Origin of the sequence: Solibacillus ferritrahens, from assembly GCF_037027585.1 — a bacterium.
Lineage (GTDB): Bacteria > Bacillota > Bacilli > Bacillales_A > Planococcaceae > Solibacillus > Solibacillus ferritrahens.
The window spans coordinates 60964-77432 of the sequence record NZ_JAXCLE010000007.1 but is presented as its reverse complement, the minus strand read 5'-3'; the positions used below and the strand labels follow the sequence as shown (position 1 = coordinate 77432).

General features: G+C 37.6%; 15 protein-coding genes and 1 pseudogene. 14 read left to right on the top strand and 2 right to left on the bottom strand.

Annotated elements, in window-relative coordinates; genetic code table 11:
- Positions 1–190: 190 nt before the first annotated feature.
- Positions 191–640 (top strand): annotated as a pseudogene (locus SNE38_RS08860) (FtsW/RodA/SpoVE family cell cycle protein); the annotation flags it as partial.
- A 52-nt stretch (positions 641–692) separates the two neighbouring features.
- Here the strand turns inward: SNE38_RS08860 and SNE38_RS08855 are convergent.
- Positions 693–1220, bottom strand: coding sequence for a transcription repressor NadR (locus tag SNE38_RS08855; RefSeq protein WP_336046353.1), 528 nt, complete (start codon positions 1218–1220; stop codon positions 693–695).
- A gap of 124 nt (positions 1221–1344) precedes the next feature.
- Between SNE38_RS08855 and SNE38_RS08850 the strand changes: the two genes are divergently transcribed.
- The 8 genes from SNE38_RS08850 (at position 1345) to SNE38_RS08815 (ending at position 8499) form a co-directional block, all read left to right on the top strand.
- The gene (locus SNE38_RS08850; protein WP_336046352.1) at positions 1345–2334 is read left to right on the top strand and encodes a LysM peptidoglycan-binding domain-containing protein; all 990 of its coding nucleotides are present in this window, start codon (positions 1345–1347) and stop codon (positions 2332–2334) included.
- Positions 2325–3167 carry a phosphotransferase gene (locus tag SNE38_RS08845; RefSeq protein WP_336046351.1) on the top strand — a complete coding sequence of 281 codons (843 nt, stop codon included), beginning with the start codon at positions 2325–2327 and terminating at the stop codon, positions 3165–3167. The genes SNE38_RS08850 and SNE38_RS08845 overlap by 10 nt, the downstream gene beginning before the upstream one ends.
- A gap of 238 nt (positions 3168–3405) precedes the next feature.
- Complete coding sequence (gene ruvA / locus SNE38_RS08840) at positions 3406–4026, top strand: Holliday junction branch migration protein RuvA (protein ID WP_191702707.1); 621 nt, start codon at positions 3406–3408, stop codon at positions 4024–4026.
- Positions 4027–4042: 16 nt separating this feature from the next.
- A complete protein-coding gene (ruvB, locus tag SNE38_RS08835) occupies positions 4043–5047 on the top strand; it encodes a Holliday junction branch migration DNA helicase RuvB (RefSeq protein WP_191702706.1) in 1005 nt (334 codons plus the stop codon).
- A 15-nt stretch (positions 5048–5062) separates the two neighbouring features.
- Positions 5063–6100: a tRNA preQ1(34) S-adenosylmethionine ribosyltransferase-isomerase QueA gene (gene queA, locus SNE38_RS08830; RefSeq protein WP_191702920.1), complete on the top strand. Its 1038-nt coding sequence runs from the start codon at positions 5063–5065 to the stop codon at positions 6098–6100.
- A gap of 117 nt (positions 6101–6217) precedes the next feature.
- Positions 6218–7375 carry a tRNA guanosine(34) transglycosylase Tgt gene (gene tgt, locus SNE38_RS08825; RefSeq protein WP_191702705.1) on the top strand — a complete coding sequence of 386 codons (1158 nt, stop codon included), beginning with the start codon at positions 6218–6220 and terminating at the stop codon, positions 7373–7375.
- Between the two features lie 122 nt (positions 7376–7497).
- Positions 7498–7758, top strand: a complete 261-nt coding sequence (yajC, locus tag SNE38_RS08820) for a preprotein translocase subunit YajC (RefSeq protein ID WP_191702704.1) — start codon at positions 7498–7500, stop codon at positions 7756–7758.
- A gap of 99 nt (positions 7759–7857) precedes the next feature.
- Positions 7858–8499 (top strand): DUF421 domain-containing protein, encoded by a 642-nt coding sequence (locus tag SNE38_RS08815; RefSeq protein ID WP_191702703.1) that lies wholly within the window; start codon positions 7858–7860, stop codon positions 8497–8499.
- Here the strand turns inward: SNE38_RS08815 and SNE38_RS08810 are convergent.
- Positions 8479–9981 (bottom strand): putative polysaccharide biosynthesis protein, encoded by a 1503-nt coding sequence (locus SNE38_RS08810; protein WP_191702702.1) that lies wholly within the window; start codon positions 9979–9981, stop codon positions 8479–8481. The two genes, SNE38_RS08815 and SNE38_RS08810, sit on opposite strands and share 21 nt — an antisense overlap.
- Positions 9982–10080: 99 nt before the next feature.
- Here SNE38_RS08810 and SNE38_RS08805 point away from each other — a divergent pair, with 99 nt between their 5' ends.
- The 5 genes from SNE38_RS08805 to SNE38_RS08785 all read left to right on the top strand — a co-directional run bounded on the left by SNE38_RS08805 (position 10081) and on the right by SNE38_RS08785 (position 16415).
- Complete coding sequence (locus tag SNE38_RS08805) at positions 10081–10389, top strand: post-transcriptional regulator (protein WP_191702701.1); 309 nt, start codon at positions 10081–10083, stop codon at positions 10387–10389.
- Positions 10390–10603: 214 nt separating this feature from the next.
- On the top strand, positions 10604–12874 hold the full coding sequence (gene secDF, locus SNE38_RS08800) for a protein translocase subunit SecDF (protein WP_191702700.1): 2271 nt from the start codon (positions 10604–10606) through the stop codon (positions 12872–12874).
- Positions 12875–12984: 110 nt separating this feature from the next.
- A complete protein-coding gene (locus SNE38_RS08795) occupies positions 12985–13359 on the top strand; it encodes a LapA family protein (protein WP_191702699.1) in 375 nt (124 codons plus the stop codon).
- Positions 13360–13564: 205 nt separating this feature from the next.
- The gene (gene recJ / locus SNE38_RS08790; protein WP_191702698.1) at positions 13565–15886 is read left to right on the top strand and encodes a single-stranded-DNA-specific exonuclease RecJ; all 2322 of its coding nucleotides are present in this window, start codon (positions 13565–13567) and stop codon (positions 15884–15886) included.
- A 16-nt stretch (positions 15887–15902) separates the two neighbouring features.
- Positions 15903–16415 carry an adenine phosphoribosyltransferase gene (locus SNE38_RS08785; RefSeq protein WP_191702697.1) on the top strand — a complete coding sequence of 171 codons (513 nt, stop codon included), beginning with the start codon at positions 15903–15905 and terminating at the stop codon, positions 16413–16415.
- Positions 16416–16469: the final 54 nt, after the last annotated feature.

Below are 16469 nucleotides of genomic sequence, written 5' to 3'. Positions count from 1 at the left end.
AGGGATATTAGAAGATGACAGTTGGATATTAGCAAATCCAACGGAGATATTAGATAAAAGTCATTGCATTTTAGCACAAAGGGACACTTTATTAGAAAATCGGGATTTTATTAGAAAAAATAAAATTATATTAGAAGATTTATAAATATATTAGAATTTCCCGCGTACTTAATCCAGCAATCCAGAAAGCTATGCTACACAGGAAGGCTATGTTTATCTGGCAATAAAAAATGCATTAAATGAAGCTGGGTGGTTTGGGGCAGAGACGATTCGATATATTCCGGAAGGGCATACAGATTTTGCTTTAGTACAGCTTATCCAGGAATTTGGTTATATTGCAGGAATTGCTGTCATAACGGTATTATTCGCCATCGCAATTCGTATACTTTGGAAAGCAAAACAATTAGCCCGTTCATATGGCAAATTGCTTGTAATTGGAGCAGTATCATTTTATTGCATGCAGTTTGGATATTCTGTGGCTATGATTCTTGGCTGGTTGCCAATTATCGGATTATCGCTTCCGTTTGTAAGTTACGGTTTTACATCTCTCCTACTAAACTCATTTGTCATCGGGATTGCACTTAGCGTGTATCGCCGGAAGACATTCATCGGGAGTGGCGTGCAGCAGAACTATTCATAAGAAAAACAGCTTATTCATGTGACAGGGTGTCTTTTGAATAAGCTGTTTTATCTTAGTTTTCAATCAAAAACCCGCGCTGACGTAATTTCTCTTCGGCCAGATTCAAGCTTTCTTCAGAAGTCGAGCTAATGACGTGTAAGTGTGTACCGTCCGTTAATGTAGAAAGATAAAGGGCATTAGTTTCGTGGACGCGTTTTACAAAATGCTCAACTTCTAAGCGGTTAGATACCATAATAGAAGCTGTAATTTCGCCATATACCGGATGCTCGACAATAACGCTTTCGACCATAACCCCACAATCGACCAAAATGAATAGCTCTTCTTTCGCTTCCTCAGCATTATGCATGCAGACAATTTTGCGTTGTATACGCATTTGTTGAACATTATGCATATAAATATAACCTTGGCTTGTAGCGACAATAGGTTCATTACGTGCTTTTAATAAATTCATATCATTTACAATGACTTGTCTCGAAACATTTGTATGCTTTGCTAAATCCGTGCCTGTTAGCGGTTGTGCTGCATTCTTTAATAATGCAAGCAATTCGAGACGGCGTTCTTCGCCTAATAATTTTTTCATCAATTCCACCTCAATTAGCATACCAGTTACATTATATCTTATCATAATTATAGTGTACTTACTGTGAACATTGTGGCAATAGCACAATTTATGCATATGCTATTACGAGAAAAGGAGGAAAGATGTGCGCGTTCATATTGTTCAAAAAGGAGATACTTTGTGGAAAATCGCGAAGCAATATGCGATTGGCTTTGAAGATTTAAAGAGATTAAATGCACATTTAGCTAACCCTGATTATATTGTTCCAGGGATGGAAATATATTTACCGGATTCAGTGCATAAAAAAGAAGTGAAACAAGTTGTAAAGGAACAACCAAAACCTGTGAAGGAGCAACCTAAGCCTGTGAAAGAGCAACCTGTTCAAATGCCGGCACCGGCACCAATGCCAACACCAGCACCAATGCCCCAACCACAAAAGCCACTTTGGCAAGGGGACATTTACTTGCAGCCTACTCCTCAGCCAATGCCAATGCCAATGCCGAATTGGCAAACAAATGTTCATGTACAACCAACTTTTGAAAATAATTTTATACCACAACAACCGCAACCCGTCTATATGCCACCGGTAATGCCACAGCCACAGCCGCAGCCACAGCCGCAACCACAGCCACAACCACAGCAACCAATCTTTATCGAACAACAACCACAGTTTATACATCCGATGCCAATGCCAATGCCTCAAATGCCAGTGTGTCCATCGTGTCATCGAATGCCAATGGAAATGCCGATGCATCAAATGCCAATGCATCAAATGCCGGTATGCCCGTCATGTCATCGAATGCCAATGGAAATGCCAATGCATCAAATGCCGGTGTGCCCATCGTGTCATCGCATGCCAATGGAATCAACAATGTATATGCATCCGCAAATGCAACCATATATGCATATGGAACATCCAATGCATATGCAGATGCAGCCAGTTTATCAAGAAGAGTCTTCAGTAAAAAGAAAACATTGCCCGGATAAGGAGCAATTAGTAAACCATTACTATAACGAAATTGATTATATGATGCATCAACAAAACCCTTGCTGTCACCCACAAATGATGCCTTATCCAGCAAGTATGATGCCTCAAATGCAACCGATGCCACAACCGCCGAAGTCATGTCAATAGTCATAAAAGAAAATTGCTGGAAGTGGGATACACAAAAAGGGTCTTATTTTATGAAGTATTATGAAGATGGATTTATTGCACAAAAAGTGAAAATGATTCATCATGAGCTTGAAAAAATACAATTCCCATATCATATTTCCATTGAAGAAAATGAAGAGCCACATATAATAAAACAGCGGTGGTTTGATGGGAAAAGTGTGGATTATAAGCGTTTTGAACACCAACATTTTGCTATTCATGCGCTCCAAAAGTTACATGAAACAAAAGAACAAATTAATTGGGACGAAACAGGCATGCTTTCATTGTACCGATTGCCGGAGAAGTGGATGAGGCGCTTCGAACGCTTTATTACGAATGAAAGAGAACTAAGACGGTTATTAAAAAATAATTATGATGATTTAGTTAAGCATGCTTCCTATGCGTTAAATTTAATGGCGCAAAGGACTGTACCGTCTGAAAATAAAACAATTCTACATGGGGATGTCGTTCATCATAATGTGATGTTACGTGGTGAAGAAGTAAAGCTTATTGATTTTGATTTAGCTTCTTTAGGAGAAGCATCAGATGAAATTATTTTATGGCTTCATCGGGTAATGCCTCAAACTAAATATGAACTACAGCAGGCAATGAATGATCATCCTTATTTACAGATTGTTCAGCCGAAGCTTCATTATTTAAATTACCCTAATGAAATTTTGAGGGAATGTTTATTTTATCTGAAGTTAAGCGACCGACAAAAAATTGCCTGCTATCCATTCATTCAATCTATTGTGTATGAATGGCTTAAACATAAAGATACTTTAGCAGAACAAATTGAAATTTTGCAAAACTAATTGAGAGTATATAATTCGGTGATACATGTTAAATAATATGATAAACTTAAGGCTGTCTTAGAGGACAGTCTTTTCTTTACGTTTTTAAAATGTAAAATTTAACGAAACTTAAAATCGTATCGGCATTAATTCATGCTAATGTGTGCAAACGATGTTTATCTCGAATGGAAGCAACATACGTTCGGTAACTTACCTCTTTCGTGTGCTATAATAAAGCAAGAAATGTGAGGGATGAACGATGTATGATTATTTAAAAGGACAAGTAACCCGAGTTACACCAGAATATATAGTATTAGAACAGCAGGGCATTGGCTGGATGATCTTTACACCCAATCCATATGCATTCCGTACTTCTGCAAGCGAACAGCAAATATTTGTGTCCCTGCAGGTACGGGAAGACGCTCAAAATCTATATGGCTTCAATAGTTTGGAGCAGCGTGAATTATTTAAAAAACTGATTCAAGTATCAGGCATCGGTCCGAAAGGTGCACTTGCGATTTTAGCAAGTGGGAACCCCACTTCAGTTATACAGGCAATTGAAATGGAGGACGAAGCATTTTTAATCCGCTTCCCGGGAGTAGGTAAAAAAACAGCACGCCAAATGATTTTGGATTTAAAGGGAAAGCTCGATATGCTGCTTGATTCAGTCGAATTACCGAGCGCAGAAAATGAGCTGCCGTTATTTGGTGTAAATCCAAATGAACACGAGCTACAAGAGGCAATGCTTGCTCTTATGGCATTAGGTTATTCCGAAAAGGAATTGGATAAGATTAAACCACAGTTAAGCGAAGATGAGAATTTAATGACGACAGATGCCTATATTAAGCAGGCGTTAAAGTTATTGTTGAAATTGAAATAAAAAGGAGTGAGAAAACATGTCAGACCGTGTACTTTCAGGTGAAGCAACAGATGCTGAAGAGCAATTTGAGCTTTCTTTAAGACCGCAGCGTTTAGTGCAATACATAGGTCAAGATAAAGTGAAGGAAAACCTTAAAATATTTATCGAAGCCGCTAAGCTACGTCAGGAAAGTCTTGACCATGTTCTCCTTTATGGTCCACCAGGTTTAGGGAAGACAACATTAGCCGTCGTCATCGCAAATGAAATGAATGTAAACGTAAAGATGACAAGTGGCCCGGCGATTGAGCGACCAGGGGATTTAGCAGCAATTTTAAGTTCTTTGGAAGCTGGAGACGTGCTTTTTATTGATGAAATTCATCGTTTGCCACGTGCGATTGAGGAAGTACTTTATTCTGCAATGGAGGATTTCTGTTTGGATATTGTTGTCGGAAAAGGTCCTGAAGCACGTTCAATTCGATTAGAGTTGCCACCATTTACACTTGTAGGTGCGACGACACGGGCAGGAGCTCTATCTGCACCGCTTCGTGATCGTTTTGGTGTTTTGGCGAGACTGGAATATTATGATGAACAGTCGCTAGCGGAAATTGTCATTCGATCGGGCGAATTGTTTGGGGTTGCATTAAATGAACAAGCAGCCTATGAAATTGCAAGACGTGCCCGTGGAACCCCGCGTATAGCAAATCGTTTATTAAAAAGAGTTCGCGATTATGCACAAGTATTAGCGGATGGCGTTGTTTCGCACAATTTGGCGAAGCAAGCATTAGAGCTGCTACAAGTTGATCCAAGAGGGCTTGACCATATCGATCATAAACTGATGCAGTCTATGATTGAACGTTTCGGTGGTGGTCCAGTAGGGTTAGATGCGCTAGCAGCATCCATCGGAGAAGAAAGAATTACAATTGAGGATGTGTATGAGCCGTTTTTATTGCAAATTGGCTTTATTCAACGTACACCACGTGGTCGGATAGCGACAAATTTATGCTACGACCATTTCGGTTATCCACCGGCACAAAAAGAATAGAAGGAAGTAATGAACGTGAAAGTAGAAGATTTTGATTTTCATTTACCAGAAGAATTAATTGCCCAAACACCATTATTGGACCGTACAGCAAGTCGCTTAATGGTCGTTAACCCAAACTCTTTGGAAGTAGAGCATCATACATTTGCTCATATTTTAAATGAATTACAGGCAGGGGATTGCCTCGTATTGAATGATACACGAGTGCTACCAGCTCGGTTAATGGGGACTAAAGCAGACACAGGGGCCAATATAGAGCTATTACTATTAAAGCAAACAAATGAAGATGAATGGGAAACGCTAGTTAAACCTGCAAAGCGTGTAAAGGTCGGGACGACGGTTACATTTGGCGATGGACTGTTGACTGCCACATGTACAGGTGAATTGGAACATGGCGGACGTACATTTAAATTTACGTATGATGGAATTTTTTATGAAATCCTGGATAAACTAGGTGAAATGCCTTTACCACCATATATTCGTGAAAAATTAGATGACCAGGACCGTTATCAGACGGTTTTTGCAAAAGAGCGTGGATCTGCAGCAGCACCGACAGCCGGATTACATTTTACCGAGCCTTTACTTGAAGCAATTAAAGTAAAAGGCGTAGAAATCGTGTTCATTACATTACATGTGGGACTAGGTACATTCCGTCCTGTAAGTGTCGATTCTATTGAAGACCATGATATGCATTCAGAATTTTATAGTGTATCGGAACAAGCTGCTACTGCAATTGAGCGTGTGAAACAAGCAGGAGGGAAAGTCATTTCGGTAGGGACTACTTCTACTCGTACCCTCGAAACAGTTGCATCAAAAAATGAAGGGAAAATTGTCGCATCACAAGGGTGGACAAATATTTTCATTTATCCAGGCTATGAATATAAAGCAATTGACGGACTTATTACTAATTTCCATTTACCGAAGTCAACATTAGTCATGCTAGTCAGTGCACTTGCTACGAAAGAAACAATTATGAATGCCTACGAAAAAGCAGTTGAAGAAAAGTACCGATTCTTTAGCTTTGGGGATGCAATGTTCATTCGTCCAGTGAAGTAATTTGCAATTCAGGTAACATATCGATACAATTATTATTTGTGTGCACCTACTACAACAGTGGTAGGTGTTTTCATTCGAAGTAGTGTTCTTACTTTAGAAACGAGAGGATTTTTAAATATGACAGAAACAACAAAACAATTACCAATTCGATACGAATTAATTAAAACTTGTGCCCAAACGGGTGCCCGTTTAGGGATTGTGCATACACCACATGGTTCTTTTGAAACACCAACATTTATGCCTGTTGGTACACAAGCTACCGTGAAAGCGATGAGTCCTGAAGAATTAAAAGAAATGAATGCAGGAATCATTCTATCTAATACGTACCATTTATGGCTTCGTCCAGGAAATGATATTGTAAAAGAAGCGGGTGGCTTACACAAATTCATGAACTGGGACCGTCCTATTTTAACAGATTCAGGTGGCTTCCAAGTATTCTCTTTATCAAAGTTCCGTAAAATTGAAGAAGAAGGCGTATATTTCCGTAACCACTTAAATGGAGACAAGCTGTTTTTATCTCCGGAAAAGGCAATGGAAATCCAAAATGACCTAGGTTCAGATATTATGATGGCATTTGACGAGTGCCCACCTTTCCCGGCGACATACGAGTATATGGAAGCATCAGTTGATCGTACAACACGTTGGGCTAAGCGCTGTAAAGAAGCACATGCACGTCCAGACGAGCAAGGGCTATTTGGTATTATTCAAGGTGGGGAATATGAAGAGCTGCGCCGTAAATCTGCTGAAGCATTAGTAGAGCTTGATTTCCCAGGTTATGCAATCGGTGGTTTATCTGTTGGTGAGCCAAAAGATATTATGAATAAAGTATTAGACTTTACTGCACCGATGATGCCGGCTAACAAACCACGCTATTTAATGGGGGTTGGTTCACCAGACTCTCTAATTGATGGGGCAATGCGCGGAATCGATATGTTTGACTGTGTACTGCCAACACGTATTGCACGTAACGGTACACTTATGACTTCTGAAGGGCGTATGGTCATCAAAAATGCAAAATATGCAAAAGACTTTACACCAATTGATGAAAATTGCGATTGCTACACGTGTAAAAACTATACGCGTGCATATGTACGCCATTTATTACGTACGGAAGAAACATTTGGCTTACGTTTAACGTCGTACCATAATTTACGCTTCTTAATTAAATTAATGGAAGATGTACGCCAAGCGATTCGTGAAGATCGACTAGGTGATTTTAAAGAGGAATTCTTCGAAAAATATGGCTATAATAAACCAAATGCTAAAAACTTCTAAATTAATATAAAATCCATTCATGTAAATGAGTTTTTTTATAAAAGATTTGAGTTTTTTTACGCAAAAACTAGCGGTTCTGTACTATACTATGAAAGTGAGAAATAGAAAGGGGGTATATGAGAATGGAAGGTTTAGTACAATTTTTACCAATTATCGTAATGTTCGTTGCGATGTGGTTCATTTTAATTCGTCCAGCACAAAAACGTCAAAAGGCAACAACGGCAATGCAAAATAGCTTAAAACGTGGTGATAGAGTTGTCACTGTAGGTGGTTTACACGGAGAAGTTGATGCAATTGAAGATACAGTTGTTTACTTGTTAGTTGACGGGAATACACGTATGAAATTTGAGCGCCAAGCAATTGGTCGTGTAGAATCAGTTTAAACGAATGAAAAAGCTTGCGGAAATATTAAATTCCCGCAAGCTTTTTGTATCTTTCCTACATTTTTGTACAAGCTAAAATGTAAGAAAGAGGTGAGCGAATTGAATGATTATATGATTATTATTATACGTACAGTTCTTTTGTATATTATTTTACTTGTAGTATTTCGACTTATGGGCAAACGTGAAGTTGGTGAGCTAAGCATTGTTGATTTGGCGATTTTTGTATTGATGGCTGAAGTTGCTGCACTTGCACTAGATGACATACATAGAGAGTTTTCAAAAGCCATATTGCCGATTATTTTATTGTTTTTAATTCAGTATTTAAACTCTTGGTCTATATTAAAAAATAAACGATTACGTGACTTTATAGAAGGTGATCCTACCATGGTCATTAGAGATGGCTGGATTTGCGAGTCGGAAATGAAAAAACAGCGTTATAACTTGGATGATCTACTCCAGCAGCTTCGCGAGCAGGGAGTCTGCTCTGTACAAGAAGTGTCCTTTGCATTTTTGGAACAGTCCGGTAAATTATCAGTTTATAAAAAAGAGCAAGGTAAATTTATTTTGCCATTAATACTTGATGGTTATGTTGATAAACGACATTTAAAAATATTAGGAAAAGATGAAGATTGGCTAGTAAATGAATTATTAGTCAATGGTTATCCTAATATAAGGGATATTTTTTACTGTACGTATGAAAATGAAAAGTGGTTTGTCCAATTACGAGCGAGAAAAAATTGATCGGATGTACTGGAAATCATTAATTCGGATTTGTTTTGTGATGAATAGTAACAATATTACGAAGCCAATAGTAACGAAACAACTTGCAATTATCGGTATACCTTTCGTGAACAATGGCAGAACAATGCAAGTAATGATGAAAATGCAGTATGGCAGGAAAAAGAATCTAAAGCCAACATTGATTTTCTTCTGTTGCTTAATGGATGCAATATGCAGGAATGATGTGATTAATACACCAAAACCAATGGCGATAATTGCCCCTTTTTCCTGAATGGATGGCTGTGATGCCAGGAAAAAAAGAATGAAAAGTTTTCCAATACCACCATAGATAGAATTCATCATGGCAGCCTGAGCTTCATCAATTGCTTGTAAAATTGAATGGAGTGGACTTTGGATATAGTAAAAGTAAAAAATTGGCGCTAATATTTTCATATATCCGCGGTTTTCTTCTAAATGAAAAAGTAACATCGTGAGTTCGTCCCCATGCAAAAAGAATACTGATGCCGCTAAACAGCCAATTAATGAAGATAGCCGTAATGAATGGGTCACTCGTTTATTCACCAAAGTGTAATTGCTGCTGGCCATCGCACTACTTACTGCAGGGATAAGGACAATAGCCAGTGCTGCTGGAATAAATGCAGGGAAAAGAAGCAACGGTATATGAACGCCCGAAATAATCCCATAAAGTGTTGTAGCAGCACCTGCAGCTAAGCCCGAAACAGTTAGAGCTTTCAGGAAAATAATTGGCTCTAAAAACCATGTAAATGTTCCGAATAATTTACTGCCTGCTGATGGAAGTGCAATATTAAAAATTGGTTTTGCGAACGATCCGCTACTGTTGCCTTTTTTAAATGTTTTGCTGGACCTTTTATAGAAGTATGCCAAAAATATTAAAGAAAAAATCTCACCTATTGCTGTTATACCCATAGCTGCAGCTGCAGTTACTGCAGGTGATTCATAAATAAAGTATGGCAGCAACACAACAATAAGACCGATACGTACGAGCTGTTCAAGTAGCTGTGCCCATGCAGTCGGCGCAATTTTAGCTAAACCTTGCAAATATGCTTTTATTAAGCTTGAAAATACAACGATTGGAATTGTGAAAAGGCTAATATAAAGTGTGAAAATCAAATTTTCATTATGTAAAAGCACTTTCGCAATATACGGGATAATAAAATAAACGAACGGACTAAATAAAATAATGGAAATAGCAGAAATTTTAATAGCTGTTTTCATAATCGTCGAGACATGTTCAACTTTTCGTTTTGCGAAGTATTCCGCAATTAGCTTAGAAATTGCAATGGGAATACCTAATTGAATAAGAGAAATGAAAAAAATAAACGTTGGATAAGCAGTCATATATAGCCCTACTGCCTCTTCTCCCGCAATACGCATAAACTGCATTCTGTAAATAAACCCAAGACATTTAGATATGAATATGACAAACATTAAAAATAATGTTCCTTTTAAAAATGAGCCCAAATAACTTCAATATTCTCCCTTCTCATTTTAATTTCATTCAGATACAATAAAGTATGCAATACTAATCGCAGTTAAAACCTAAGTATAGGAGTGATCGAAATGCAAATTCCATTTTCCAGTCTTTATGAAAAAGTTCAACTTATATTAACGAACAAAATTGAGGAATTCCATTACTATGGATATGATGCTCTAACAGAACAGGATTTATGGAAATATTGTGTCGACAAAGTTTGGCGCAAACAAGATGTGCAGAACTTACGATTACATGAGTTAACGTCTGGCATTTTTGGCACTACTGCTTCAGAAGTACTAAACTATGTGCAAATGAGCGATTTTAAACGTAATGAATTAAAGTTAAAGCTCTCGGAAGAAGAGATTCATGGATTATTCCATCCGCTTAAGGAATAGGGGTAAAACATAGAGAATAATAAAGTAAATTATCTAGTAATAATTTGACAGTTTCCACAAGCTGTTTCATAATGAGAGTGTTGCGCTTTTTAAAGTATCGATGTTATTTTTAAAAAGCAATAAAAAATTTGTGATATAGATACATAGATTTTTGTAGTTATTTTTACGTTTTACATCACAGTGCTTTTCTTGTGATATTGAGGAGGATTTTTTAATGAAATTAGCAAACCGTATCATTACGTTTATTCTTGTCGTAGCATTGCTATTTACAGGAATGGGCACAACGGTAGAGAAGGTTTTAAACGACGTAAAGCTTGGTTTGGACCTTCAAGGTGGATTTGAAGTACTGTATAAAGTGGAATCTCTTGTGGATGGACAAAAGATTACACAAAGTGTATTGGCAGATACAACATCAGCATTAAACAATCGTATTAATGAATTTGGGGTTAGTGAGCCAAGCATTCAAATTGAAGGAGAAGACCGAATTCGTGTACAGCTTGCAGGTCTAGCAGATCAGGCATCTGCACGTGAATTACTGTCTAGTACAGCGAATTTAACATTCCGTGATGTAAACGACAATATTTTATTGGATGGTACAGATTTAAAGGAAGGTGGCGCTAAACCGTCATTTGACCAACAGAACCAGCCAATCGTAACTTTAACATTGAAAGACGCGGCAAAATTTGCGGAAGTGACGCAACAAGTCATGGGCATGGCGCCGAATAACTTATTAGTTGTTTGGTTGGACTTTGAAGAAGGTGTAGACTCTTACGCCGAAGAAAGTAAAAAGCCATCTAATGAACAAAAATTCGTTTCTGCAGCAACTGTTTCTCAAGTTTTAAATACAACAGATGTTATGATTTCAGGTAAATTCACTGTAGACGAAACGAAAAACTTTGCGTCTATATTAAATGCTGGTTCTTTACCTGTTAAGTTAACGGAAATTTATTCGACATCGGTTGGGGCACAGTTCGGTGAAGATGCTTTAAATGATACAGTGTTTGCAGGGGTTGTCGGCGTACTGTTAATCTTCCTGTTCATGCTGCTATACTACCGTTTACCAGGTTTTATCTCAATTATTACATTATCGGTATTCACATATTTAGTGTTAATCGTCTTTAATGGTATTAATGCCGTATTAACATTACCGGGCATTGCCGCGATTGTATTAGGTATCGGTATGGCTGTAGATGCAAACATTTTAACAGCAGAGCGTATTCGAGAAGAATTACGAGTAGGTCATTCTGTAAAAGATGCATTCAAAATTGGTTCTAAACAATCTTTATCAGCGATTATCGATGCACAATTGACAACTTTACTTGCTGCAGTTGTATTATTCTACTACGGTACAAGTTCAGTTAAAGGTTTTGCAACAACGTTAATTATTTCAATTTTATTATCCTTTATTACAGCTGTATGGGGTTCTCGTATATTGCAGGGACTGCTTGTAAATAGCGGTTACTTTAATAACCCAGCATGGTTTGGAATTAGCAGATCAAAACAACATTCACTTGATGAAGAGATTACTTCATTGGATTTAACAACGAAATTCGATAGACTTGATTTCGTTGGAAATCGTAAAAAGTTTTATGCTATTTCGACACTTATTTTAGTTGTCGGTATAGTTGTACTTGGTGTATTTAAGCTGAATTTAGGGATTGACTTCTCAAGTGGTACACGTGTTGAAGTTCGTTCTGATACAGTGTTAACGCAGGAAGAAGTTGTAGATTATTTAGATGAAATAGGCTATGAAAACAAAGATGTAGTAATTTCAGGAGATGACCAGAAAATTGCCGTAATGCGTTATAAAGATGACTTCTCTCAACAAGAAGTACTTGATTTTAAAGCGCAAATAATTGAGAAGTACGGACTTGAGCCGAGCTTAAGTACGGTATCAGCTACAGTCGGAAAAGAACTGGCAAAAAATGCCATGTATGCATTAGCATTGGCTGCATTAGGAATTATCATTTATGTAGCGATTCGCTTTGAATGGCGTATGGGTCTTGGTGCCATAGTTTCATTACTGCATGATGTATTCTTTATTGTTGTGATTTTCAGTATGCTACGTTTGGAAGTAGATATTACATTTATCGCAGCTGTATTAACAATTGTTGGTTATTCAATAAACGATACGATAGTAACATTTGACCGTATTCGTGAGAATATTGACCGTCACGAAAAAATTACGTCAAAAGAAGAGCTGGCACTGATTGTCAACAAGTCTCTTCGTCAAACGATGGGACGTTCTGTCAATACTGTATTAACAGTTATTGTTGTTGTAGTGGCACTTATTTTCCTAGGTGCACCATCAATTCAAAACTTCTCGATTGCGTTATTAATCGGTTTAGTTACAGGTATCTATTCTTCAATCTGTATCGCTGCACAAGTGTGGTATTCACTGAAATGCCGCGAAATGGACAAAAAAGGTACATCTGTAGTGAAAAAAGAGAAAAAACAATGGGGTTCAGACGAGCCTCAAGTATAATAGTGATAAAAGCATGCATTTTGTTGGTAAACAAATTGCATGCTTTTTGTTTAGGTAAAAAAGAAAAAAGGAATAACCAATAATGAATAAACATTCGAAGGGGGCATTTCATGAAAATACAATGGACATTTGTTATTGGTCTAATCTTTGCTATTATTGTCGCTGTTTTTGCAACTGTAAATGTAGAGAGTGTCCCAGTAAACTATGTTTTTGGAGAAGCAAGCTGGCCTTTAATTTTGGTCATTTTAGGCTCAGTGTTAATCGGATTCATTATTAGTTTTTGCTTCTCAACATTTCGTATGTTGAACAGTAAACGTGAAACAAAAATAGTAAAAAGGGAATTGGAAAATACACGGGTATTGCTAAATGAAAAAGATTCCGAGATTTTACGATTAAAGGCCGAGCTGCGTAAGAACGAAGCACACAGATTAGCAGTGGAGGAAATTCCAGATGATTATGAGACAAACAAAGATGGGACTAAATAACGGGGTGTTTCCTAAAAATGCTATCTAAAAAAGTAATCGACTTTTTAGAGAGCATTTTTTAATTTGCCGGATTTAGAGCGTATAAGCAAATAATCTTGAATTTATTTCTACTAAATCCTATAGTAGAAAGGTGTTTTCCTAAATTACCTTTAGGAAACAATCATATTTTTCGGTATAATGTACTGCATGAGGAAGTGAAATTTACATGATACAGTCGCAAAAAGTTTGGGAAATAGAAGTACAAGATGAACAACTTATAAAACAACTAAGTGCACAATTAAATATTTCATCAATCGCAGCAAAAATTTTAATTGCAAGAGGCTGTGAAAATCCAGAGCAAGCCGCCTCCTTACTAAAAATTGATGAAAGTCAGTACCATGATCCTTATTTAATGGCGGGGATGGAAGAGGCTATTACCCGCATTGAAGAAGCATTAGAGAATGGGGAAAAGATTTTAGTATATGGTGATTATGACGCGGACGGAATTACAAGTACAACCGTTTTATTAAATGCTCTACTTGATATAGGAGCAGACGTGAGCTTTGTTATTCCTGATCGTTTTATCCATGGATATGGTCCAAATGAAGAACTTTTCCGAAAAGCACATGAAGATGGCGTAAATTTAATTATTACTGTCGATAATGGTATTAGTGGTATCGAACAAGTTAAGTTGGCACGGGAGCTAGGGATGGACGTTATCATTACGGACCACCATGAGCCGGGAGATGTATTGCCGGACGCAAATGTCATTATTCATCCACGTATACCACAAGGACATTATCCGTTTGGAGAGCTTGCAGGAGTGGGAGTGGCTTTTAAGTTAGCGCATGCTTTATATGGCGAGTTACCCGACCATTTATTTGAATATGTCGCAATTGGGACGATTGCCGATTTAGTTCCTCTTGTTGGAGAAAACCGCTATTTGGTACAGCGAGGTCTACAAGCATTGCAACAGTCCGCAAACCCATGGGTGAAAGCGATTTGCGATGCCTCAGGTGCCAATCAAAGAGAGATTAATGAAGAAACAGTTGGGTTCTATTTTGGCCCGAGGTTAAATGCGATCGGTCGGTTAGGAAGTGCCGAGCCGGGTGTACATTTTTTAATGAGTGAAGATCAGCTCCAAGCCAATGACCTTGCAAAGCAGTTAAATGACAAAAACACCGAACGGAAAAAAATAGTTGAGGAAATTGCCAATGAAGCTATTTCAATGATTGAGAATAATGATGACTTAAAACAATCGCTAGTTTTAGTAGTTGCTGGGGAAGGCTGGAACCCGGGGGTTGTTGGAATCGTAGCCTCCCGATTAGTGGAAAAATATTATCGTCCGACAATTGTTCTTTCCAATAATCATGAAAAAGGAATTGCAAAAGGTTCAGCCCGCAGTATCGAAGGATTCCATTTATACAATGAACTGGCAAAAAATCGTGATATTTTGCCTCATTTCGGGGGACATCCGATGGCAGCAGGCATGACATTACCAATTGAACATGTCGAAGCTTTGCGTACAAGGTTAAATGAGCAGGCAAAAGCGTGTTTATCGGAGGAACAACTTGTACAAAGACTGCAAATTGATGTTCCGATTGATTTAAGTGAAATTACAGTTGATGCAATTCAGGAAATCCGTCAATTAGCGCCTTTTGGAACGGAATTTCCGAAACCGATTTTTGCTATTCAAAATGTGAAGGCAAAGTCACTTAGAAAAATTGGTTCAGCTGAAAACCATTTGAAGATGGAATTGGAGGATGCTTACCATTCATTAGATGCAATTGGTTTTAATAAAGGCTATTTACATGAAGAAATTTCTTATGGCATCGCTTTATCTCTAGTAGGGGATTTACAAATTAATGAATGGCAAGGAAATAAAAAGCCGCAATTTATGGTTCAGGATGTACGTATAGATGAGTGGCAACTATATGATTACCGCGGAAAAAGTCAAACAAGCAATTGGGTAGCAAAAGTTAATATTGAAAAAACCGATTTTATTGCATTTACTAAACAGACAAAGGATCATTTTGAACAAGCGATTCCAAAAGAGATTATACACTTAACAGACGAGGTAAATCCTTTAACGCTTCGTAAAAATATTGTTTTGCTTGATTTACCTGGGAATTTTTCGCTGTTGGAAAAATTGTTGCACAAAGTACAGATTGAGCGTATTTATGCACATTTCCATACGGATCAATCGGCTTATATGAACGGAATGCCAACACGGGATCATTTCAAATGGTACTATGGTTTTTTAAAAAAACGTCCTGCATTTAACTTAAATGAACATATTGAGAAATTGTCGCAACATATTGGCCTAAATATGGAAGTAATTAAATTTATGACAACAGTGTTTTTTGAGCTAGGATTTGTTACAATAGAGAATGGTCTGACGACAGTAAATGAAAATGTACCAAAACAAGCATTGTCAGAAGCCCCGTCATATAAAATGCGTACACAACAGATCGAGCTTGAGCAGAAGCTGGTATATGCTACATACAGCGAGCTTAAACAATGGTTTAATGAACGATTGAGTTCTTGAGGAGGACATAGGAAGAATGGATTTAAAACAATACGTAACAACAGTTGAAAATTGGCCGAAAGAAGGCATCAGCTTTAAAGATATTACAACAATCATGGATAATGGTCCTGCATATAAATATGCGACAGATGAAATTGTTAAATATGCAAAAGAAGTTGGCGCAGAAATTATTGTAGGTCCAGAAGCGCGCGGATTTATTATCGGTTGTCCGGTTGCATATGCACTAGAAATCGGTTTTGCACCAGTACGTAAACCAGGGAAATTACCACGTGAAGTAATTTCTGCAGATTATGGTTTAGAATACGGAACAGATACTTTAACAATGCATAATGATGCTGTAAAGCCAGGTCAAAAAGTTTTAATCTGTGATGATTTACTTGCAACAGGCGGTACAGTGGAAGCAACAGTACGCTTAATTGAGCAGTTAGGCGGCGAGGTAGTAGGCGCTGCATTCATTATAGAGCTTACAGAATTAAAAGGACGTAACAAAATCGGCACTGTTCCGATTAAAACTTTAATTCAATATTAATTTATCATCCAACTATCTCGCATGTTTATGTGAGATAGTTTTTTTTTGAAATTA